This window comes from Picosynechococcus sp. PCC 7117 (assembly GCF_001693275.1).
Classification (GTDB): domain Bacteria; phylum Cyanobacteriota; class Cyanobacteriia; order Cyanobacteriales; family MRBY01; genus MRBY01.
The window spans coordinates 153,630-174,983 of record NZ_CP016477.1 but is presented as its reverse complement, the minus strand read 5'-3'; the positions used below and the strand labels follow the sequence as shown (position 1 = coordinate 174,983).

Genomic DNA, 21,354 nt, shown 5'->3' with positions numbered 1-21,354 from the left:
GGATTTTTGAGAGATCGCCTATGATCGAAACCGTTGAATTTACGACAGCACCACCATGAAGCGGGTTCGGGTCAAGTACAGTTCGCCAACCTTTTGGATTGGCCTTGGTTTAACGGGGATCTTGGGTCTGGGGGCGATCGCCGCCCGGCAACAGATACCCTTATTGTCCCAGAGCGCTGGTCAGGTGGAATCCTCTGAAACAAGCGATTCTGAAGTGCTGGCTTTGGTAGAACAAACACCAGAGGAACGGCGGGAATGGCTTGAGGCGATCGCCAACGGGAAAAAAAATAGCCTTGACCGCAGTCGCGCCCGTTACCTATTAGGGATGGACTATCTCGTTGAACAGGATGGTGCCGCTGCCCTGGCCGCCTTCGAGAATCTAGAGCAAGATTATCCGGTGTTGACGCCCCATATTTTGATTAAGCGGGGCCGCGCCTACGAATTAACGAACAACCCCGAACAGGCCCAGGTGATTTGGTTTGATGTGGTGCAAAATTACCCAGAGGATGCCGCCGCAGCCGAAGCCCTCTTTCGCCTCAGTGCCTACGACCCGAAATATGCCGACCAGGCGATCGCCGAATATCCTGCCCATCCCCGCACCCAAAGCTTGATCCAGCAACGCCTTGCAGAAAATCCCCAGCAACGGGATCTTCTGGAACTACGCCTCAAATATGACGCCGACGCCCCAGATATTGCCGCAGTCCGTCAAGCTTTAATTGATAATTTCGCCGATCAGCTATCCCCAGAAACCTGGCAGGCGATCGCCGATAGTTTTTGGGATCAATGGCAATATGCCGACGCCGCCACTGCCTACCAAAAAGCCCCCGAAACTCCTCAAAATTTATACCGTCTCGCCCGCAGCTTCCAGGTCAGTGACCAACCGGAGCAAGCCCGACCTGCCTATGAAGCCTTGATCACAACTTTCCCCGACGCCCCAGAAACAGGCCTTGGTTTACGTCGCCTCGCCAGTTTAGTCAATGACACCACAGCGCTGACCTATTTAGATCAAGCCGTCGAAAAGTTTCCAGAGGAAGCCCCCGAAGCCCTCTTTACCAAGGCCAACCTTTTAGAAAAGCTCGGTAGCAATAGTTCCGCCAACCAAACCCGCGAAAAAGCGCTCAATACTTATAAAGACGGCACCGCCACCACAGAATACCGCTGGCAACAGGCCGAACGCTACGCCGCAGAAGGAAATTACACCCAGGCCATTGAATGGGCCAAGGCGATCGCCTCCTTGACCCCGGATCATTCCCTTGCCCCTGAATCTATTTTTTGGACAGGAAAATGGCAACAACAGCTTGGCCAAACCCAAGCAGCAAAACAAGCCTATCAACAAGTCCTCCGCGACTACCCCGAATCCTATTACGCTTGGCGATCGGCGGTACAACTCGGCTGGGATGTCGGGGATTTCACGTCGGTACGCAGTCTCCAACCGGAATTAACGATCCCAGAAACTCGCCCTGTGCCCCCGGCGGGTTCCGAAACATTTCAGGAGCTTTATCGCCTCGGCCAGGATTTTGACGCCTGGAATACCCTCCAACTCGAACTCGCCAGTAAAACAGAACTCACTGTCCCCGAAGCCTTTACCCAAGGTCTGTTAAAACTGGCCCAAGGTCGCTATCTCCAGGGGATTAATACCATTTGGAATCTCAGCCAACGGGACGAACCCGGCGATCGCCAAGCGTGGTTAGCACTCCGGGAAAACGAAACCTATTGGCATGCCCTTTTCCCGTTCCCCTATGCTGAACCGATCCAGCGGTGGGCCGCCGAAAATGACCTTAATCCCCTGCTGGTCGTTTCTTTAATGCGCCAAGAATCCCGCTTTGAGAAAAATATTGAGTCCCCCGTGGGAGCAAAGGGACTGATGCAAGTGATGCCCAGTACCGCCGAATGGATTGCCCAACAGACAACCGGGAAGGCCTATGCCCTCGATGAACCAGAGGACAATATTAAACTCGGTACCTGGTATCTGCGCTACACTCACCAGGAATATGATGATAATTCCATGTTGGCGATCGCCAGTTACAATGCTGGCCCTGGTAACGTTGCCCAGTGGCTCCAACGCTATGGCCTTAACGATCCCGACACCTTCATCGAGCAGATCCCGTTTAATGAAACGAAAAACTACGTCGAAACTGTCTTTGCAAACTATTGGAACTACGAACGCCTCTATAATCCTGAACTTCAAGCCAAGCTAGACTCTTTGTAGCAACTTCCTTGGCTGCTCGTGCGAATTGTATTGTAATGCATAAACCTAAAGCAAATGTAAAGATCCCCCCAAAATCCTTTACAAAACTTCATTTTGTTGCTAGTATGGACACATACATATAAAACAGTTCTGGTTTTTCCAGAGCGCACCTTGATAATTTCATAGCAATCATAACGATATGACTACTATACTACAACAGCGCGGAAGCGCTTCCTTGTGGGAGAAGTTCTGTCAGTGGATCACCAGCACCGAGAACCGCATCTATGTCGGTTGGTTCGGCGTCCTGATGATTCCTACCCTTCTCACTGCTACTACCTGCTTCATCATTGCGTTCATCGCAGCTCCTCCCGTTGACATCGACGGTATCCGTGAGCCCGTCGCAGGTTCTCTTCTCTACGGTAACAACATCGTCTCTGGCGCAGTTGTACCTTCTTCTAACGCAATTGGTCTCCACTTCTACCCCATCTGGGAAGCTGCTTCTCTAGATGAGTGGTTGTACAACGGTGGCCCTTACCAGTTGGTAATTTTCCACTTCCTCATTGGTGTTTTCTGCTACATGGGTCGTGAGTGGGAACTTTCTTACCGCCTTGGTATGCGTCCCTGGATCTGTGTTGCGTTCTCTGCTCCCGTAGCAGCAGCAACTGCAGTATTCCTCATCTACCCCATCGGTCAAGGTTCCTTCTCTGATGGTATGCCTTTGGGTATTTCTGGTACGTTCAACTTCATGATCGTATTCCAGGCAGAGCACAACATCCTGATGCACCCCTTCCACATGCTTGGTGTGGCTGGTGTATTTGGTGGTTCTTTGTTCTCCGCAATGCACGGTTCTCTCGTAACCTCTTCTTTGGTACGTGAGACCACTGAAACCGAATCTCAGAACTACGGTTACAAGTTCGGTCAAGAGGAAGAAACTTACAACATCGTTGCAGCCCACGGCTACTTCGGTCGTTTGATCTTCCAATATGCATCTTTCAACAACAGCCGTTCCTTGCACTTCTTCTTGGGTGCATGGCCTGTAGTCGGTATCTGGTTCACTGCTCTTGGTGTATCTACCATGGCATTCAACCTGAACGGTTTCAACTTCAACCAGTCCATCCTTGACTCTCAAGGTCGTGTAATCAACACCTGGGCGGACATTCTGAACCGTGCGAACCTCGGTTTTGAAGTAATGCACGAGCGTAACGCTCACAACTTCCCCTTAGACTTAGCAGCTGGCGAGCAAGCACCTGTGGCTCTGCAAGCACCTGCAATCAACGGTTAATAACTGTTTGAGTCTTCGGGCTTAGTTGAGAAAAGATGATTGCTTTGACAGTAAAACTGAATAAGTAATGATTGGCGAGAGCCCCTACCAGAGATGGTGGGGGTTTTTGCTTGCTTTTTTTGGGAAAATTTCGGATTGTTGGTATCGCAATCGCAGTTGAAAAAATATATTTTTGGTCAATCATTAACAACTACTTTGATTTTTGAGCCATTCGTAATCTTGATCTTGGCTTTTTTGATTTTTCTTGGGTGAAATTAATATTTGATAGCCTGATGTTTTTTTACATTTTTGATAATAAAGGCGCATCAAATTGATATGGGGCACCCGGCATTCTGTCCATTTGTTGTCAGTGGCGCGGACTTTTTTGGCGGCGTAGGCTTGGCCTTCGAGAATATCTTTCAGGGCTTTGATGAGAGCGGCGAGGTTTTCGGGCTGGTCTACTAATACATTTAGAGAGTCCCGCAGAAGGGTGATTTCTGGTAGTAGAGTACCCACAAGGGTTTGTATTTGTTCTGCATTGAGGCGATCGCCTTGGGTCTTTTGTTGGGAAGCTGACTGCTGTTGGAGATTAAATAAATCAACCCTTTGCTGTTCTAAGTTAACTGCATATTCTTGTAATTGGGCTTTCAGTTGGCTGATTTCTGCTTCTTTGTGGTGCAGGACATCCTGTTGTGATTGTTCTAAAGATTCAAGAATTTCGTCAATGTCGCGGTTATTTTCACGGAGTTTCTTTTGGCTGGCAAGGCTTAATTCTTTTTCCCGCTGGAGTTTTTGTTCAAGGCGTTCTTTAATTTGGGTTTGCTTGGCAATGCGTTGTTCGAGGTCGGCGATCGCCTGTTGAAAATCCTGGGCCTGATTCGCCATTTCTAAACTGTAATTTTCCGCCTGGAGCTGGAGCTGGGATTCGTAGGCTTCCTGTTGGGTGGCAAAGTTTTTTTTGAGCTTTAAAATTTCCTGCTTTTGGACGGTGCGCATCGTAAAAAACAGGCCAATTCCCCCTAACCCTAAGCCCCAAAAAAAAGAAAAGTCCATAGCTGCAAATATTGCCTACCGTAGTTACCTTTCTTCCAATTTAGCGTAAGGCACTTTGGATTTAAGTGCCCGTAGAGCCGAACCCGCCCGTACCTCGGCTTGTGTCGCTGACTTTGTCAACCACCGTAATATCTAAATGCATCACGGGAACCATCACCATTTGGGCAATGCGCATCCCGGCTTTGACCTCAAAGACTGTATCGCTATGGTTGATTAAGATCACGCCGATTTCACCGCGATAGTTGGCGTCGATGGTGCCAGGACTGTTGAGAACGGTGACACTTTGTTTGAGGGCCAAACCGCTGCGGGGGCGAATTTGAAGTTCGGTGCCAATGGGAATTTCCGCCGCGAGGCCCGTTTTAATCAAGGCTGTTTTGTGGGGGGCGATCGCCACGGGTTCAATGGCATGGAGGTCAACACCAGAATCCCCATCGTGTTGATATTTAGGAATAATGGCGTTGGGGTGGAGCTTGAGGAGGCGGAGGTGCATAGAAAGCTAGACGGTGGTGGTTTGTAAACGATGTTTGAGGGTTTGGGGATCGCCTTGGTCAACGACTCGGCCATTTTCCAAGAGGAAGGCCCCATCACAAAAGTCTAATTCATCGAGGCGATGGGTCACCCAGAGGGCCGTCATCCCCCGACTTTTAACTAAATGTTGCACTTGTTTGACGAGATCGAGTTGGGTATCACCATCCAAGAGGGCCGTGGGTTCATCGAGGAGCAGCACTTCACAATGTCTGGCGATCGCCCCGGCAATGGCGACCCGTTGTTTTTGGCCACCACTGAGGGCATAGATCGGCCGACGGGCCAAATTACCTAAACCCACTGCTCCCAAGGCCTCGGCCACCCGCTGTTGGATGGTGGGGGTTGGTAAGCGTTCAGAAACCAGGCCAAAGGCGACATCTGCGCCCACGGTAGGCATGACCAACTGGTGATCTGGGTTTTGAAAGACAAAGCCGACGGGTTGGATCAATTCAACGGTACCCGAATCGGCCGTTAGGAGTCCCGCCAGAATCCGTAACAGAGTCGATTTGCCACTGCCATTGGTGCCCAAGAGCATCCAAAATTCTCCCTGGGGGACGGCTAGATTGCAGTGACTGAGGATTTTTTTGTCCGGTTGCCAACTGAAATTTAGGTTTTCGACGGCAATGGCAGAACTAGACATGGCTTTGGGAGTGGTCACTGGGGGCCATAATCACAACGACACAGTAAACGTAACAAAAAAGAGGGCAGCGATCGCCCCCCGTGGGTTGAGGCCAGAGACCTTTGTTATTCTGCCGCTTGGGTCGCAAAAAAGCCTGGTACCCGTCCGCCAGCGGCTGCACCACTTTTCTTGTTGAGGACAACGGCACTAATTTGATCACTGAGGAGGGCGATTTTTTTATCCTCATCCTTTTCGCAGGTGAGTTCGAGGAGGGTGGCGTAGTCGCCTTTCATCGCCTCAAGGACAGATTGATAGAGTGCTTGGGCCGCATCAGCTTCTTTGCGTTGGACAGAAACGGGGATCGGGCTATATTTGAGGGTCAAATCCAGACTATACATGCAGGTTTACGGGTTATTTTTCCTGTTATTTATCTTAAACGGTTTGGGGGGTCACGGTTGGGTGGCTTCGGCGATCGCCTTGATCCGTCGCAGTTGGGCCTGCATATCTTTCTTTGTCCAGCGGGCGGCAAAGGTTTTAAAGCCCCAACGCACCAAAGGATTGGGAATTTCAAACTGAAAGCGGTTTACCAACTGGGTTCCTGTGGCATTGGGGATACATTCCCAACGGTCTCGCCCCCGGAAAAAGCCCGTGAATTGCCAGACAATTAACCCCGGTTCCCGTTCCACAACGCGATTATTCAACACCAGGTTAACCAAGGGAATTTTTAACCAAAAGCGACTTTGACTTTCGAGGGCTGTGCTCCAGCGATCGCCGAGGGGTTCACACCGCAGCAGGGGATTTAACCAGCGGTGCATGGTTTCTAGATCCGTAAAACACTGCTCAACACAGGTGGCACTGGCCCGCACTTGAATTGATTGCTCAAAAATTTCCATCAAAATTCTATCTAAAGGTGGATTTTCCCAAAGTTATGAAAAAAAATATAGCGAATTTATCCTTTTTGCGGGTGAAAAATCCGGAGGATCTTTGTAGGGTGGAAGAGGCAACGTCTTGCCGTAAATTAGCGCAAAAACGCCCATTATGGCCGTGATTAGCGATGTAGTTATTTAATTTTAATTCTGAAACAATGTCACCTTTAATCAATACCTTGGGGCCTCCTGTGGGTGACCCCTATGCTGTTTTAGCACTCCAATTACCGGAGTCTCTACAAACCCTCGTCGGGGAAGATGTCGCCAATATCATTAAGGCGATCGCCATCTTAATCATCGGTTGGATCGTTGCCCTAGTGGTGAAAGCCATCGTTAAAGGGTTGCTGAATAAAACCGATGTCGATAATAAAATTGCCGCTTGGATCACCGGTCACGACGGCAAAAGTGATCTGCCCATTGAAATTTGGGCGGCGAATATCGTCTACTGGTTCGTCATTCTCTTTACGGTGGTGGCTGTTTTAGAAACCCTCCAGCTTGACGGGGTTTACACACCACTGAATGAACTGCTTAGTCAAGTCACAAACTTCTTGCCCCAACTGTTTGCGGCGGGTTTGTGGTTAGGGGTTGCTTGGTTGGTGGCCACCATTGCCAAATTAATTGTGGTCAAAGGCCTAAATACCTTTCGCCTAGATGAGCGCCTTAATCCGGCGGACACCGACGCTGAGACCGAGGCGACAGAAGCAGAAACGGCACCGCAATCCCAGACCACGAATATCAGTGAAACCATCGGCAATGCGCTGTATTGGTTTATTTTCTTCTTTTTCCTTACGCCGATCCTCGAAACCCTGGGCTTAGAAAATACCCTCGCGCCCCTACGGGATGTCGTGGATGAAGTATTGCTAATCCTGCCGGATCTCTTTGCGGCGGCCCTGATTGGGGTTGTGGGTTGGTTCATTGCCCAGGTGGTGCGCCGTTTGGTGACCAACCTCCTGAAGGCAACGGGCGTAGATCAAATTGGTGAAAAATTTGGTCTGTCTAGTAGTGCTGGGCGACAGTCTTTGTCTTGGGTGCTCGGTACCATTGCTTATATTTTGATCTTGATCCCTGTGGCGATTTCTGCCCTAGAGGTGGCCCAGATTGAGGCGATTTCGCTCCCGGCGATCGCCATGTTGGATCAAGTGTTAATGCTCTTGCCCAAGCTTCTCGCCGCTGCGATTATTCTCACCTTTGCCTATGTGGTGGGTGAATATGTGTCTGAGTTTGTGAGCAATGTGCTGACGGGTTTTGGCTTTGATAATGTCTTAACTTGGCTCGGCCTAGACGGGATGGTTAGTGCTGCTCCGAGGGAAGGCGAGGGCGAAACCGCGAAACCGGGTAAAACCCCTTCCCAGGTGATGGGGACGATTTCCCTGGTGGTCATTATGTTGGTGGCGGCGCTGACTGCCGTTGATGTGCTGCAAATTGAAGCTCTCACCAGCGTTGTGGGGGTCATTTTGGCGATCGCCGGACAGGTGTTAGTCGCCCTTTTGATCTTTGCGTTGGGTTTGTATTTCTCCAACATTTCCTACAAAGCCCTGGCTGCCTCTGGCTCTAGGCAGTCGAAGATCCTCGGTCAAGCGGCGCGGATTATCATTCTCGTCCTCGTGGGCGCGATGGCGCTGGAACAAATGGGCATTGCCACAAATATCGTGAATTTGGCCTTTGGACTGCTGGTCGGTGGGATTGCTGTGGCGATCGCCATTGCCTTTGGTCTGGGTGGTAAAGATATCGCCGCAGAACAGGTCAGACATTGGCTTGATTCGATGAAAAATGACTAAATGCCCTTAAAAACGTAATTAATCTGGACATGGTTGCGGCCATGTCTTTTTTTTCGGTCACTTTGGCAGAACTTTACAACCCACTAACGGAACCTTAACGCGCCGATTAAACAACTGTGCCACGCTTCCCCTAGAAACTGCATTTCGTCATTGTGGCGATCGCCTCTCCCTGTGCCGTCATCCTTTTGGGAAGTCCTGTGAACAGCCAGCCAAATCTTCCAGTCCCAAAGCCTTCTGCCCGATCAGAATCTGCGTTTATCCCCAATCCGCTACGTTTGGTCGCCGCTCCCTATCTGGCGAAAAATCAGGGGCGATCGCGGTTTTTGTTTATTGGTGATGCTACCCAGCCCATTACCGCGATTGACGTTGATCCCAATATTTCCAGTCGCTACCAAATCCCCCGCGCCGCTGACCTGCCGATTGTGACCCCCTTTCGGTTAAAAATTTTGCATTTTAATGACCTGCATGGACGCATCAGTCACCTTGCCCCAGAGGGAAATATCCCTGTTTTTTCGCGGCTTGTCTCCCGTTACCACCAACAACAACGCAAGTATGCCAACAATCCCCAAGCTGGGGTGTTGCTCCTTTCAGCGGGGGATGACATGGTGGGAACCCCCTTTGATGCGCTGGTTTCTGAATGCAACCATGCCTACGATCTGTATCAAACCTTGGGGGTCGATGCCGCCGCTTTGGGGAATCACGATCTCGATTTAGGCACCCATGCCCTCGTCAAAATGATTCAACGGTCGGGGGATTTTCCGGTGTTGTCGGCGAATCTGTTACCGCCAGCCCAGCTAAAAAAGGTCATTTATCCGGCGGCATTACTGGATGTGAAGGGGGTACGAGTCGGCATTATCGGCTTAACCACCTCGGCGCAAATGAAGGGTTCCGATGCGCGTCATTTAACCTTTGTCGATCCGGTGCAAGTTGTCAAAAATCTTTTACCTGTGTTGCGTCCCTATTGCCACGTGCTGATTATCCTCAGTCATTTGGGCTATGACCTCCATTCGACCAGTGCCACGGTAGAGGGTTACGGCGATCGCCAACTGGCGGAACATTTACCCTCTGGCGCAGTGGATTTGATTATCGGCGGACACACCCACCACATTTTGAATGAAACCTGTCTGAATCAAGAAAACATCGTCAACGGTATTCCTATTGTGCAGGCGGGAACTTTAGGGCGGTTTTTAGGGGAAGTGACCATTACCCTGAGAGATGAGCAGCAGCCCGCCACCGTGACCAATGCCAAACTGTCTGTGACTGCCGATCTGCCCGTCGAGCGAACCTTTGAGCAAACCCAGATTGCCCCGATCATTACCTCCCTACACCAAAAACTGAATCACCCCTTGGGCATGGTCGCTGATCATCCCGATTTAGAAACCGATGTCGTTTTAAATGATTTTGCCAGCCATGAATCCGCCTTTGCCAATTTCATCACAGCGGGCATGGTGGCACAGGCACAAAAAAACGGTTACGAAGTAGATTTTGCCCTGACCGATGCGGCGGTGTTGTGCGCAGGTTTACCCCCAGCGACGTTGGTCTATGGCGATTGGTTTGCGGTGATGCCCCACGCCGATACGTTGCGTTTGTTTCAAATCACAGGGGCACAACTTTGGGATCTGTTGCAGGACAATGCACGGCGGGCAAATCGCTACGGTGAAGCCCACCTAGAACGGGGTTTTGTGCAATTTAGCGGGCAAATTCGCTACAAAATTCAGCTTGGTGAAAATCGCGTCGCGGCCCAGGCAACGGATATTTTGGTGCGGGGTACACCGTTAAAAGATCAACTGGCGCATACTTTTACCTTTGTGACCCATAGTTTTATCCGGCAACCTGCCTGCCACTGGGAAGCTAAATTTACCCAAAAGCATCTGGATATTGCCCTGTTTAATCTTGATGTCTTGCCCAGCAAAGATACGGAATTGCTGCTGCGGGAAGCTTTGATCACCCACATTAAAACCTATGGCGGCGTGACAAAAGCGGGCGGGGTTGTTCGGGATGGACGCTTACGGATTGATGATATTTAATAATTCTTGGCATAAACCAAGATCTACTCAATAACAGGCAATACTTTCCTTTTTCCTTGTCTCTTTTTATAAACCCTTATAACCCGCTCTAAAATCACAGATAACATGATAAAAGAACATAATTAGGTCGAGAAAGTGCGCACCCTGAAGTTGCTATTGTTTGCTTGTCAAATCATTGTTTTCGGAACATTTCTGCAGAGTGTAGCACATGCTGAGGACTCAACCCTTAACAGAAGTGTGCTCGACCTCTTGTCGAATTCAGGCCCTAATAGGAGGTGGTCAGATCGTTCTACAACTTATACTACGGAAATTCAGGGCTTTTACGACCGGTTTAACGATCAGCGAGGATGGAGTGATCATGTTCAAGGCATCACTATGACCGGCGATCGCCGGATTGTGATCAGCCATTCACTAGAGAATAGAGGTGAAAATAGTCAAACCTGCGGCACAATCTCCTATTCGACGCCCTGGTCGGAAGGCATGGATGCCAAAAATCTTACCTGGAAGACCGAATGTATTTTTGATTATTACCACCCCAGTATTTTGCAAGCCCATGGGAATTATATCGTTGCTACAGATAACGACGATAAAAGAGGAATAGGCAATATTCGCGTATACAATTTAGCCAATAATCAATTAAAAGAATTACCAGATCTCCGCATCGAAAAGAAAACTAATTCGGTAGGAATTACGGAGTTTGGTGATCATGGTATTTTTCTCGTTCGGTCAGATGTCGCTGAATATGCGCCCTCGCAATTGGAAATTTACCGCGCTGAGCGTGAAATATATTCATCTCCTGGTCAAGAGAATCTTGATCCATGGGTGCCACGGTCTTTCAAATCGGTAAAGTGCGATGATTTAGATCAACCAGGTTGTAAATGGCGACTAATTAAGACTTTTGATAATGTTTGGTCATCGTCGTCTGGTATGAGCCTGATCCAGCAAACTGATCGATTGGTTTTAGCGAGTATGTTTAACCAAGGAGAAATCGATCATATTGTTCTGCATGAAATTCTTTTAGATAGTGACGTTAGAAGTGTCCCGACCGTCCGCCTGGTAACTGACACTGTCACTACAAGCGATCCGAGAAACAGAGATAGGGATTCGCGAGGCCGACCAGGCGTAATTAGTAGAAGCACTTATCAACGCCCTGAAATTGTGGAAGTGGACATCTTTGATTTTAGAGCTTCAGATGTTTTTCCGAGGGATGCGAGAGCAGGCATAAATCTAGGACGAACCCAATTTGAATCTTTTTTAATGCGACCAAGTTGTCGATTCGGCTGTAGCCTACAAGTCATTGATGGAGATCTTTACTACATAGCAGCAGCACGAAATATATCTGTGGTACTTGGCAGCCGTGACTGGTTCGAGTTTTCCGTACATAAGGTTCCGTAAAGCGATGATCTTCCAATTGGAGAACGAGCATACCTTAGATAATTTTAACGCTGCTAAATCGGCATCAAACGGATTTACTTAGCATGGGCTTGTATCTTCTAGGTCACGTGAGGATCAAGATACAGAGCTCAGTAATGCAGTGAAGCTATTTCCTAGTGAAACCTTAAACTAAACTTCACCTGGTTCCCGTTGAATAGGTAATGTTTTTTTGCTGTTTATTGCCCTTTGCCGCCGATGAAAATTGTCATGTTCTCGATTAATCCCCTGTTCCGTGACCATGTGACCGGGGGCGCACCGAAACAGATTAAAAATATCTCGGTGTATCTGGGGGAAATGGGGCATGAGGTGGTGATTCTCTCGACCCGTTGCGCCGATAGTTGCGTTGAATTTCGCTGGCATGACAATGTGTTGGTTAAACCGATTTTGCGGTTCCATCAACCCTTTCCACAGCCCTACGCCATCCCCGCCTACGATATTGCAAACATGATGCAGGATGTGGCTGCCCACCTCGACGGCGCAGATCGCTTTTATATGCACGACGGGGAATTTCTCTTTCCCTATGCTTACCAGCACATTCCGACGGTGGTGGCACTGCGGGATAACGTCTATCCGGAAACGATCCTTGGGGGATTTTTATTTCAGGGCGATCGCCTGATTGCGGTGTCGGAATATTCGCGGCGTTTTTATGCGGAGACGATGGGACGATTTTTGCCGGAATTAAATGAGCGGCTATTAGTCGTTTCAACGGGCATTGATTGGGATATTTTTAAACCGACTCCACCGCAAGAAATTTTGGCGATTGTGCCTGTTGACCCGGTAAAAGATGCGATTGTGATTCATCCCCACCGCCCTGAACCCACGAAGGGTTTACCTCAAACGATCGGCGTCGCGGATTTACTCGTCCACAAATACGGCATTAAAAATTTAAAAGTGTTGGTTCCCCGCTGGTTAGAGGTGGGCATTTCGCCGGAAGTGGCAGCCTTTTATCGGGAGATGGAAACGGAAATTAAAACCCGCAATTTAACGCAAAATTTCATTTTTCATGAATGGATTCCCCAGTCGTTAATGCCGCAATATTACAGTTTGGGTGCTGTCACCTTGGGCTTGGGTAATTTTGTTGAATCCTTTGGTAATTCCCCCTATGAATCTTTAGGTTGTGGAACCCCAGCGATTGTGTCCCGTGTCTCGACCCATCGGGAATTGTTGCCTGATTATTTAATTGACAAAGTTCATTTTGGGGACGCGAAAACAGCGGCGGCGATCGCCGCGCAAATTATTATAGAAAAACGCAAAACTTCCCCCGAAACCCTTGCCTATCTCCATGAAAACTACGGTGTGCAAGGTCAATTAGAAGGCTATGCCCAAGCGATTTTAAACGCGCAATGTCGTGAACCCCTCGCCTATCGCTATCCCCCAATCACTGAAAAGACCTGCTACCGTTTGCCATCGTGGTGTTACCTCTGGGAAGGGGGCATTTACCATGATTTTCTCGCCAAACACCAAACCATTCCCGCACTGCAAACTTTGCTCAGTGAATATCCTGAAGGGTTTACCCAAAAAGAGGCGATCGCCAGCGGCATTTCCCTCGCACAGCTTGAAACTTGGTATCGTGACGGTTATCTGATTGTTCAATAGTCCGCAATCTCAGCACTGATAATCTAACTGAAATTCAAAAAATAATTAATGCATTTCAAGATGGAAAAATTTCATAGCAATTTAATGTTATCTGGATCTACTGGTTGACATTTTTAGACTGAAATTGAATTGAGATTTACTGTCAATTACTAGAGAGTTTAGAGGCGTTGTTTTTACATCATGAAGTGATCGTTTTAATTTAAACGAAAAAAATATTGCTTTTCCCTTCATAAATCAAACAACAGGAAACATCGCTTGATAAGATAAGAGTTATCTCCCAAGGAATTGATACATAAAAGTTGGTTGTTGCACTTCCTGCCGCGACTTTCTTTCAGCCTATGTGCCATGTCAACAGCACTTCCATCACGGTTTCCAGTGCCCGAAATGATCGCCAGTTTGCTGCATCAACCGGTTATTGTTTCGCCTAATCTATCTCTCATCGCATTGAGCGATCGCCTTTGTGCCGATCCTCAACTTGTTGGCGTGCTGGTTATGGCTAACGAACAGCTCCTTGGCACCGTTTCTCCTGGGGATATTTTACGGGCGATCGCCCAGGGGGAAAATCTCCAAACGGCAACCGCCGCAGAGATTATGCAACGGCCCGCCCCGACCTATCCCGTGGCCGCCCTCGACCAAATTGAATCATTATGTCAATACTTCGCCGAGCAGCAGCTTGCTTGGCTAACCCTTGTGGATGAGCAAGGGAGACCAGTGGGAATCTTGCCTGGCGATCGCCTCGCCGAATTACGCCAACACCTCGACCCAGAACCAGCCGCAGCACCGGAATACAGTCACCATGAACTGAAATTTTTTGAAGAAATTCTTGAAAATGCCTTTGCTGGCTATTGGGACTGGGATTGTATTAACAATATCGAGTATCTCAGCCCCAGTTTTAAGCGGATGTTTGGCTATGCAGATCACGAACTGCCTAACCGCCCAGAATCCTGGCAAAAACTGATTTTTCCCGAAGATCTCCAGAAAGTTAACCACAACCTGCAACAGCACATTGCTAGCCACGGCGAAATTCCCTTCTGCAACGAAGTCCGTTATCGTCACCGAGATGGCTCCACTGTCTGGGTGCTTTGTTCTGGTAAGGTCATCGAATGGGATGCACAAGGTCAGCCGCTGCGTATCATTGGTTCCCACATTGATTTGACCCCCTACAAACGCTTTGAAGAACGCCTCAAACACAGTGAAGCCTCCCTCCAGGAAGCCCAACGCCTCGCCCATATCGGTAGCTGGGAAGTCGATCTAGCCACTGGTCATCTCTCCTGGTCGCCGGAACTGTTGCGAATGTTTGGCTTAAATATGGCCCAGGGGCCGCCCACCTACGATGAACACTGGGCTTTAATTCACCCCGATGACCAAGAACGCCTCAAACACTGCGTTGAAACAGCGATGCGCACGGGCGAAAGCTATATGGTGCAATACCGTGCCCAACTGACCAATGGCCAAATTTTCTACCATGAGGCGAGGGGGAGTAGTCAAAAAGATGCCTCTGGCAAAACCATCCGTTTTTTTGGGACTGCCCTCGATATTACGGAGCGGGTCTTGGCAGAACAGGCTCTCCGGGAAAGTGAACTCCGTTGGCAATTTGCCCTAGAGGGTTCTGGGGATGGGGTCTGGGATTGGAATGCCCAAACAAATCATGTCTTTTTTTCGCGGCAGTGGAAAGCGATGTTGGGCTACGGCGAGGCAGAAATTGGTGACACCCTGATGGAATGGGAAAGTCGTGTCCACCCAGATGATTTGGCAATGACTTATCAAGCCATCCAGGCTCACCTTGATGGCCAGACAGAAACCTATCGCAGTGAACATCGGGTGCGGTGCAAAGATGGTTCCTACAAGTGGATTTTAGACCGGGGCAAGGTGATCGAATGGACACCGTCGGGAGAACCTCTGCGGATTATTGGTACCCATAGTGACATTGGCGATCGCAAACAGGCGGAGCAGGCGTTGATTGATGCCAAAGAAGCAGCAGAAGCGGCCGCCCATGCCAAAAGTATGTTTTTAGCCACCATGAGCCACGAAATTCGGACGCCCATGAATGGCATTATCGGAATGCTCAATTTACTGCTCTATAGCGAAGAGCTCACCACAGAACAGCAAGAACACGCCCGCATCGCCCTTTCTAGCGCTGAATCTTTACTGATCTTGCTGAACGATATTTTGGACTTCTCGAAGATGGAAGCCGGTAAGCTGCAACTAGAAACGGTGGATTTTGATCTCCATCAATTTTTTGAAAATTTTGCCAAGTTGATGGCGTTTGCGGCCCAGGAGAAAGGTCTCAATCTCATTTTTGATTTACGGGGTTTGCGGCACGGTTCTATCCAAGGAGATCCTGGGCGTTTACGACAAATCCTGACGAATCTGGTAAGCAATGCCATTAAATTTACCAACCAAGGGGAGGTGATGATTCGCTGTCAAACGGAGCGGGTTGGCGATCGCCTCGATTTTACCTGCTCAGTGACGGATACTGGCATTGGCATCGCCGCTGAGAAATTGAACGATCTTTTCGAGCCTTTTACCCAGTTAGAAGCAGGAACCACCCGGCGTTATGGTGGCACGGGTCTCGGTTTGGCGATTACCCAGCGTCTTTGTCAAGTGATGGGGGGCACCATTGAAGTGGTTAGTACCCCAGGGGAGGGGAGCTGTTTTACCTTTACCCTAGGGTATGGGGCGGGGCGATCTCAACTGTCGCGGATGACCGCCGATAGCTTGCAGGGATTAGAGATCCTCATCGTCGAAGAGCAACAAACCCAACGGGAAATTTTGCGCGATGAGCTCCAAGCCTGGGGCGCCACTGTCCAAGCCGCAGCCAATGGCCAAGAGGCGATCGCCCTTTGGCAAACCCAGCCCCCCACCACCGAAACGCCCCTCCTGATCTTGGATCATTCCCTGAGGGAGATCGATGCCCTGACCCTCGCCCAAAATCTTCAACAGCTTTACCCCCAAAAAACCTGCCAGTTACTGCTGCTCACTACGTTTCCCTACAGCCCCACCGATCCCCAAAGCTTCCCCCAACTCACGGCAACCCACCACCTCGTCAAGCCGATTTTATCCCGTCCCCTGTGGCAGGCCTGTCGGCGTTTCTGTGAAAATTTCGCCCAGCCAAACGCTCGACCCCCAGATTCTGGCTCCCAACCTAGCGCAAGCAAACAGGGCCAAAAAATCTCGGCCCGCCTCCTCCTCGTGGAAGATAACCCCGTCAATCAAATTATTATTCGGGGCCTCTGCCAACAGTTTGGTTTTTCCGTCGATGTCGCCCCAGGGGGCACAGAAGCCCTACAAATGCTCCAAGCAACCCCTGAAAATCAGCCCTATCGTTTAATTTTGATGGATTGCCTCATGCCCAAGATGAATGGCTTTCAAACGAGCCAACATATTCGCCGGGGTGGCGGCGATCGCCACCGGCAGATACCGATCATTGCGCTCACCACCACCCTAGGAGAAGCCAACCAAGAGCAGTATTTGGCAGCAGGCATGAACGACTACCTCAGTAAACCCCTCAATCCCCAAACCCTTCGGGAAACCCTCAATCACTGGTTACAAGAACAGTCCCCGACGGGCTAACTTAACCCAAGATTTTCGCCCAGAAAACAAAAAAAGCACCCCGGAGGGTGCCCAATGCAGATATTGAATTTTTAAAAGGGTTCAGGAAAAATTACATCATTCCCATGCCAGGCATTCCCATGCCGCCCATGCCACCCATACCGGGCATACCACCACCCATGTCAGGGGCGGGTGCTTCGGGTTCGGGCTTCTCAACAACGAGGGCTTCGGTTGTGATCACCATTCCAGCGATGGAGGCTGCATTTTGCAAAACAGAACGGACAACCTTCGCCGGGTCAATGATGCCAGCGGCAATCATATCAACGTATTCGCCAGTGGCCGCGTTGTAGCCAACGTTGAAGTCACTGGTACGAACCCGTTCTACAACCACAGAACCTTCGGCACCCGCGTTATCAGCCAATTGGCGGAGGGGCGCTTCTAGGGCGCGGGAAACGATATCGACACCAAGTTTCTCTTCGTCGCTACTGAGGCTTGCCTTTACTTCAGCGACCTTTTCAGCGAGGTGAATTAGGGTCGTGCCACCACCGGGAACAATGCCTTCATCGACAGCGGCTTTGGTGGCGTTGAGGGCATCTTCGATGCGGAGTTTGCGGTCTTTGAGTTCAGTTTCAGTGGCTGCACCAACTTTAATCACAGCGACACCACCAGCAAGCTTAGCGATCCGCTCCTGGAGTTTTTCCATGTCATACTCGGAGTCGGTTTCAGCCAGTTGCTTACGGATTTGGCTAACGCGGGCGTCAATATCAGCTTTGCTGCCGCCACCGGAAACGATGGTGGTTTCTTCCTTGCTGATGGTGATTTTTTCGGCATTACCGAGCATATCAAGGTCAATGGCTTCGAGGCTGAGGCCCACTTCTTCGGAAATGACCCGACCGCCGGTGAGGACAGCGATGTCCTGGAGCATTTGCTTACGGCGATCGCCAAAGCTGGGAGCCTTGATCGCGGCGGCATTGAGGACACCACGGGCTTTGTTCACAACGAGGGTCGCGAGGGCTTCCCCTTCAATATCTTCGGCAACAATCAGCAAAGGACGACCAGAACGAGCCACCTGTTCGAGGGCGGGCACGAGGTCGGCGATCGCCGAAATTTTCTTGTCGGTGATCAGGATATAGGGATTTTCAAATTCAACGATTTGCCGTTCCTGATCGGTGACGAAATAGGGGGAGATATAACCGCGATCCAGTTGCATTCCTTCAACCACATCCAGTTCGGTGGCGAGGGACTTGGACTCTTCAACGGTGATCACGCCATCTTTGGTGACTTTGGCCATGGCTTCGGAGATCATCCGGCCTACTTCTTCGTCATTCCCAGCAGACACAGCAGCCACCTGGGCGATCGCCTCTCCTTCAACGGGCTTGGCGATCGCGGCAACTTCCTTCACGAGGAACTTCACTGCCGCATCAATACCCCGACGCAGGGCCACAGGGTTCGCCCCAGCCGTCACATTTTTCAAACCTTCGCGGATCAACGCTTGGGCCATAACGGTAGCAGTGGTCGTGCCATCCCCAGCACTGTCATTGGTTTTCGCTGCCACTTCCCGGATTAACCGCGCCCCCGTATTTTGGAGCGGATCACTAAGTTCAATATCCTTCGCAACGGTGATCCCATCATTCACAATTTGAGGCGCACCATACTGCTTTTCGAGGAGTACATTCCGACCCTTGGGGCCGAGGGTGATTTTTACCGCATCGGCAAGGGCATTAATCCCTGCTTCGAGGGAGCGTCTAGAGTCATCCTTGAAAGAGACAATCTTAGCCATAGGAGTTTGCGTTATAAAGTTTTACGTCACTAGCAAATTTAGCACTCCTAGGGGGCGACTGCTAATGTTTTCTGGTTTCGGCGACGCAAACGGGCCAAAAGCTTTTAAAAAAGGCTTTTCAAGCAATTTGTCTTTCGTGGCTACATATTTTCTTTAAAAAATCAAGTGAGGGATCTCATACCTTTCCCCCCAATGAACCGAAACCCTACCCCCTACTTTTTCTCGGACTGATCTGTGGATTGGGTTAATTTGGCGATCGCCGCCTTGGCCCGTTGGGGTTGACCCCAGAGAATCGTTTCCTGTTTATAGATGCACATTCCTGGTTTGGCCCCCTTGGGTTTATAAACGTGCTTAGGTTTTGTATAAACAATGGGCACCTGATCGCTTTGGCTGGCGCGACTGTAATAAGCTGCAAAATCGGCCGCCCACTGCAATTCCGCCTCATCGGGAACCGCGCCGGGTTCTAGTCGTAATAAAACATGGCTACCGGGGATTTCTTGGCTATGGAACCAAAGATCATAATCATTAGCCACCCGAAACGTTAGATGATCATTTTGTTGGTTATTGCGCCCGATCCAGAGTTCTGATCCTCCTGGGGTGCGGTAAATGTGGGGTTTAGAAACCACTTGTTTAGCAGTAGGTTCTCGGTTGGTTTTGAGGTAACTCCCGTGGATCAATTCTGCCTGAATTTCCTGTAAAGCTTCTAAGTCAGTGGCATTTTCGTAATTCGCGATTTGTCCCAAACTGGCTTCAATGTGTTCGAGGTAATGAATTTCTGTTTCTACTTCCTTTAAAAGCGGTTGCACAATGTGATTTGCTCGCTTTAGTTTTTGGTGTTGTTTATAAAAAGCCTGGGCATTTTGGACGGCATTTTTATCTGGTTGGAGGGGAATTTTAAGGCGATCGCCTGAGGCAAAATCCGTTAGGGCAATTTCGGTTAAACCCGGTTGCCACTCATGCAAATAGGCCATGAGTAAATCGCCGTATTGACGGTATTGATCCGCTTCGGTGGATTCTGTGAGGCGCGTCCGAAAGAGTTGGGCTTTTTGCTGCAATTTTCCCAACAGGAGACTAACTTTCTGGTTGAGTTGGTGGTGCAGTTGTTGGAATTGTTGTTGATTAAGGCGGCTTTGATAATAGTGATTGAGAGTTGGCTGTAGGGGCAAACAAGATTCATCCGGCTGCCAAGGTACCACTTGATATTGGTTGTCCTGGAGCGTCAAGCAAAACTGTCGCTGTTCTAGGCAAGCAAGCCACCGTTGCCACTGCTGAAAAAGATTTTCCCAATCGTGAGCGGTGAGGGTATCCGTCGTTTGCTCAGGGGTTAACTGGGCCGCACCAATCATCCCTTCTAGAAGAATAGGACTCACGCCCCGGTAATTTTCGAGGATTTGTTTTTTCAGAGATTTTGGCAATAGGGCGATTCTTTCTTGCCAGCGTTCAAAGGATTCTGTAGGGCTGGGTGCTGTTTTCGTCAGGGCCGGGGGAAATTCGTAGGGTTGGCCGGTTTGGACGGGGCGGACGGTGGAGCGATCGCCACTAATTTGTTGGGCCGTAGTGACAATTTGCTGATCGGCATTGGCGAGGATCACGTTGCTATGTTTCCCCATAATTTCGACGTACAAATGCCATTGGGGGGCTTCTCCAGGGCGGCGACCAAACTGAAAATCCACCACCCGTTCCCAGGGTTGGATCAGTTCAATTCCCAGCAAGGCCGAACCTTTAATCAAGTGGCGCAGTTGGTCGCTAAAGGTAAAGGTATCGGGATCCCTGGGGGGGCGATCGCCTAAATGCATTCTGGCGGCCTGGGGGTGCCAAGATAACCAGAGCCATTCCCGTTTTTCGAGGGTGCGCAGGGCTAAACAGAGGGTTTGTTTGTCGTATTGATAAACCTGTTCGAGGCGCGCTGGCACCCAGTCCCGCTGTAATTCCGTGACCAGGGCCACCAAGGTTGTGTAGTCTACTGCCTGAATTTTCATTGCTGCTCGATTCTCCCCAATGCCGATGCCACGGATGCGCAGTCTTGGATCTTAGGGGCTTTCGCTAAAACTATCCAGATAAGCGCCGATATATTTTTTCATTCGTTCGATGAAATAGGCCGAAAACAGTTCCCCATAGTCTGCTTCTACGAGGGCGATCGCCTCATTTAAACGGTGATGACCACAGGCGATAAACTGCGCCGTAGAAATGGCATGGAACTGCGATTCTGCCCCAGGCAGATTATTTTTAAACGCATCAATATAGAGTCCCCGCACCCGCCGCACATAGTCTGTTTCCCAATCGCTAAATTCAACAGTGCCGATGCTGGGAAACGACAATTCCACATTTTTCATAAAGCCCATCACCATGTTCATACATTGCCGGGTCTGCTCGATGGGGAGCGCTTGGGCCGCGCCGCGCCGATAGGCCCATTGGGTGATGCCGTTGGTCACTTCTAGGGCACGTAGTTTTGCTAATTTATCCAAGGTTTCTGTCGGGAAGCGATCCAGATCTTGCAATTGCTGTTCAATTTCGGCTTGGAAACCAGCAAAATCCGCCGCAAAAAATTCCTTGAGTTCGTAAATTTCCGCTAATTTCTGCCAGTTAATCTGTCGCTGTAGTGCCATAACCATGCC

At 49.7% G+C, this 21,354-nt stretch carries 15 protein-coding genes; 7 read left to right on the top strand and 8 right to left on the bottom strand.

Features of this window, described 5'->3' with window-relative positions:
• Positions 1-55: 55 nt before the first annotated feature.
• Positions 56-2,209, top strand: coding sequence for a transglycosylase SLT domain-containing protein (locus AWQ22_RS00860; protein ID WP_065709890.1), 2,154 nt, complete (start codon positions 56-58; stop codon positions 2,207-2,209).
• Between the two features lie 178 nt (positions 2,210-2,387).
• On the top strand, positions 2,388-3,470 hold the full coding sequence (gene psbA, locus AWQ22_RS00855) for a photosystem II q(b) protein (RefSeq protein ID WP_065709889.1): 1,083 nt from the start codon (positions 2,388-2,390) through the stop codon (positions 3,468-3,470).
• 183 nt (positions 3,471-3,653) lie between these two features.
• Here psbA and AWQ22_RS00845 read toward each other — a convergent pair whose 3' ends face one another.
• The 5 genes from AWQ22_RS00845 to AWQ22_RS00825 all read right to left on the bottom strand — a co-directional run bounded on the left by AWQ22_RS00845 (position 3,654) and on the right by AWQ22_RS00825 (position 6,539).
• Positions 3,654-4,502, bottom strand: coding sequence for a hypothetical protein (locus AWQ22_RS00845; RefSeq protein WP_065709887.1), 849 nt, complete (start codon positions 4,500-4,502; stop codon positions 3,654-3,656).
• Between the two features lie 61 nt (positions 4,503-4,563).
• A complete protein-coding gene (gene dut, locus AWQ22_RS00840) occupies positions 4,564-4,992 on the bottom strand; it encodes a dUTP diphosphatase (RefSeq protein WP_030006710.1) in 429 nt (142 codons plus the stop codon).
• A 6-nt stretch (positions 4,993-4,998) separates the two neighbouring features.
• Positions 4,999-5,667, bottom strand: a complete 669-nt coding sequence (locus tag AWQ22_RS00835) for an energy-coupling factor ABC transporter ATP-binding protein (RefSeq protein ID WP_012305792.1) — start codon at positions 5,665-5,667, stop codon at positions 4,999-5,001.
• Positions 5,668-5,771: 104 nt separating this feature from the next.
• Positions 5,772-6,044: a hypothetical protein gene (locus tag AWQ22_RS00830; protein ID WP_012305791.1), complete on the bottom strand. Its 273-nt coding sequence runs from the start codon at positions 6,042-6,044 to the stop codon at positions 5,772-5,774.
• Between the two features lie 51 nt (positions 6,045-6,095).
• On the bottom strand, positions 6,096-6,539 hold the full coding sequence (locus tag AWQ22_RS00825; protein WP_030006713.1) for an SRPBCC family protein: 444 nt from the start codon (positions 6,537-6,539) through the stop codon (positions 6,096-6,098).
• 191 nt (positions 6,540-6,730) lie between these two features.
• On the opposite strand from AWQ22_RS00825, the gene AWQ22_RS00820 reads away from it, so the two are divergent.
• From AWQ22_RS00820 to AWQ22_RS00800, 5 genes are all read left to right on the top strand, one after another.
• On the top strand, positions 6,731-8,350 hold the full coding sequence (locus tag AWQ22_RS00820) for a mechanosensitive ion channel (protein WP_065709886.1): 1,620 nt from the start codon (positions 6,731-6,733) through the stop codon (positions 8,348-8,350).
• A gap of 197 nt (positions 8,351-8,547) precedes the next feature.
• Positions 8,548-10,377 (top strand): bifunctional UDP-sugar hydrolase/5'-nucleotidase, encoded by a 1,830-nt coding sequence (locus tag AWQ22_RS00815; protein ID WP_232321419.1) that lies wholly within the window; start codon positions 8,548-8,550, stop codon positions 10,375-10,377.
• A gap of 375 nt (positions 10,378-10,752) precedes the next feature.
• Positions 10,753-11,772 carry a hypothetical protein gene (locus AWQ22_RS00810; RefSeq protein WP_157094560.1) on the top strand — a complete coding sequence of 340 codons (1,020 nt, stop codon included), beginning with the start codon at positions 10,753-10,755 and terminating at the stop codon, positions 11,770-11,772.
• A gap of 234 nt (positions 11,773-12,006) precedes the next feature.
• Positions 12,007-13,407 (top strand): glycosyltransferase family 4 protein, encoded by a 1,401-nt coding sequence (locus AWQ22_RS00805; RefSeq protein ID WP_065709883.1) that lies wholly within the window; start codon positions 12,007-12,009, stop codon positions 13,405-13,407.
• Positions 13,408-13,752: 345 nt separating this feature from the next.
• The gene (locus AWQ22_RS00800; RefSeq protein ID WP_084448935.1) at positions 13,753-16,980 is read left to right on the top strand and encodes a PAS domain-containing protein; all 3,228 of its coding nucleotides are present in this window, start codon (positions 13,753-13,755) and stop codon (positions 16,978-16,980) included.
• A 91-nt stretch (positions 16,981-17,071) separates the two neighbouring features.
• Here AWQ22_RS00800 and groL read toward each other — a convergent pair whose 3' ends face one another.
• From groL to AWQ22_RS00785, 3 genes are all read right to left on the bottom strand, one after another.
• Positions 17,072-18,739, bottom strand: a complete 1,668-nt coding sequence (gene groL, locus AWQ22_RS00795) for a chaperonin GroEL (protein ID WP_012305785.1) — start codon at positions 18,737-18,739, stop codon at positions 17,072-17,074.
• Between the two features lie 212 nt (positions 18,740-18,951).
• Positions 18,952-20,718, bottom strand: coding sequence for an NFACT RNA binding domain-containing protein (locus tag AWQ22_RS00790; protein ID WP_198166509.1), 1,767 nt, complete (start codon positions 20,716-20,718; stop codon positions 18,952-18,954).
• A 51-nt stretch (positions 20,719-20,769) separates the two neighbouring features.
• The gene (locus tag AWQ22_RS00785; protein WP_084448934.1) at positions 20,770-21,351 is read right to left on the bottom strand and encodes a hypothetical protein; all 582 of its coding nucleotides are present in this window, start codon (positions 21,349-21,351) and stop codon (positions 20,770-20,772) included.
• Positions 21,352-21,354 lie beyond the last annotated feature (3 nt).

What these genes read in the sequence shown, in the direction of transcription:
- groL (WP_012305785.1), bottom strand. Translation starts at nt 18,739, where the DNA reads ATGGCTAAGATTGTCTCTTTCAAGGATGACTCTAGACGCTCCCTCGAA.
- AWQ22_RS00835 (WP_012305792.1), bottom strand. Translation starts at nt 5,667, where the DNA reads ATGTCTAGTTCTGCCATTGCCGTCGAAAACCTAAATTTCAGTTGGCAA.
- AWQ22_RS00820 (WP_065709886.1), top strand. Translation starts at nt 6,731, where the DNA reads ATGTCACCTTTAATCAATACCTTGGGGCCTCCTGTGGGTGACCCCTAT.
- AWQ22_RS00805 (WP_065709883.1), top strand. Translation starts at nt 12,007, where the DNA reads ATGAAAATTGTCATGTTCTCGATTAATCCCCTGTTCCGTGACCATGTG.
- AWQ22_RS00800 (WP_084448935.1), top strand. Translation starts at nt 13,753, where the DNA reads ATGTCAACAGCACTTCCATCACGGTTTCCAGTGCCCGAAATGATCGCC.
- psbA (WP_065709889.1), top strand. Translation starts at nt 2,388, where the DNA reads ATGACTACTATACTACAACAGCGCGGAAGCGCTTCCTTGTGGGAGAAG.
- AWQ22_RS00825 (WP_030006713.1), bottom strand. Translation starts at nt 6,539, where the DNA reads ATGGAAATTTTTGAGCAATCAATTCAAGTGCGGGCCAGTGCCACCTGT.
- AWQ22_RS00860 (WP_065709890.1), top strand. Translation starts at nt 56, where the DNA reads ATGAAGCGGGTTCGGGTCAAGTACAGTTCGCCAACCTTTTGGATTGGC.
- AWQ22_RS00830 (WP_012305791.1), bottom strand. Translation starts at nt 6,044, where the DNA reads ATGTATAGTCTGGATTTGACCCTCAAATATAGCCCGATCCCCGTTTCT.
- AWQ22_RS00845 (WP_065709887.1), bottom strand. Translation starts at nt 4,502, where the DNA reads ATGGACTTTTCTTTTTTTTGGGGCTTAGGGTTAGGGGGAATTGGCCTG.
- AWQ22_RS00785 (WP_084448934.1), bottom strand. Translation starts at nt 21,351, where the DNA reads ATGGTTATGGCACTACAGCGACAGATTAACTGGCAGAAATTAGCGGAA.
- AWQ22_RS00790 (WP_198166509.1), bottom strand. Translation starts at nt 20,718, where the DNA reads ATGAAAATTCAGGCAGTAGACTACACAACCTTGGTGGCCCTGGTCACG.
- dut (WP_030006710.1), bottom strand. Translation starts at nt 4,992, where the DNA reads ATGCACCTCCGCCTCCTCAAGCTCCACCCCAACGCCATTATTCCTAAA.
- AWQ22_RS00810 (WP_157094560.1), top strand. Translation starts at nt 10,753, where the DNA reads ATGACCGGCGATCGCCGGATTGTGATCAGCCATTCACTAGAGAATAGA.